The sequence below is a fragment of the Mesorhizobium helmanticense genome, assembly GCF_003034915.1.
Taxonomy (GTDB): domain Bacteria; phylum Pseudomonadota; class Alphaproteobacteria; order Rhizobiales; family Rhizobiaceae; genus Mesorhizobium; species Mesorhizobium helmanticense.
In genome coordinates this window covers 1-357 of record NZ_PZJX01000133.1, presented here as the reverse complement: position 1 = coordinate 357, position 357 = coordinate 1, and the positions used below count along the sequence as shown (strand labels likewise).

Sequence of the window (357 nt, the reverse complement as noted above, 5' to 3'; positions counted from 1 at the left end):
GTTTCGGCGGCCGACGGCCCGATGCCGCAGACGCGCGAGCACATCCTGCTTGCCCGCCAGGTCGGCGTGCCCTCGATCGTGGTGTTTTTGAACAAGGTCGACCAGGTCGACGACGCCGAGCTTCTGGAGCTGGTCGAGCTCGAGGTGCGCGAGCTTCTGACCAAGAACGAGTTCCCCGGCGACGACATTCCGATCGTCAAGGGTTCGGCTTTGGCCGCTCTGGAAGATTCGGACAAGAAGATCGGCGAGGACGCGATCCGCGAGCTGATGGCTCAGGTCGACGCCTACATCCCGACGCCGGTTCGCCCGCTCGACAAGCCGTTCCTGATGCCGATCGAGGACGTGTTCTCGATCTCT

Annotated in this window: 1 protein-coding gene; it reads left to right on the top strand. The window is 63.6% G+C overall.

Translation table 11 applies throughout. From position 1 onward, the window contains the following. On the top strand, positions 1 to 357 hold a 357-nt coding region (locus C9427_RS33645; RefSeq protein WP_245437303.1), incomplete at both ends, for a GTP-binding protein.